General features: G+C 52.5%; 1 rRNA gene. It reads left to right on the top strand.

Annotated elements, in window-relative coordinates:
• Positions 1-255, top strand: a 23S ribosomal RNA gene (locus ACNG5D_RS16245); the annotation flags it as partial.

Below are 255 nucleotides of genomic sequence, written 5' to 3'. Positions count from 1 at the left end.
GTGCTTGGTGGGTAGTTTGACTGGGGTGGTCGCCTCCAAAAGAGTAACGGAGGCTTCTAAAGGTTCCCTCAGCACGCTTGGTAACCGTGCGTAGAGTGCAATGGCATAAGGGAGCTTGACTGAGAGATCTACAAGTCGATCAGGTACGAAAGTAGAGCATAGTGATCCGGTGGTTCCGCATGGAAGGGCCATCGCTCAAAGGATAAAAGGTACGCCGGGGATAACAGGCTGATCTCCCCCAAGAGCTCATATCGA

Origin of the sequence: Algibacter ulvanivorans (genome assembly GCF_048381495.1) — a bacterium.
GTDB lineage: Bacteria > Bacteroidota > Bacteroidia > Flavobacteriales > Flavobacteriaceae > Algibacter_B > Algibacter_B ulvanivorans.
The sequence above is the reverse complement of the archived record's forward strand: the minus strand, read 5'-3'. Positions and strand labels throughout refer to the sequence as shown.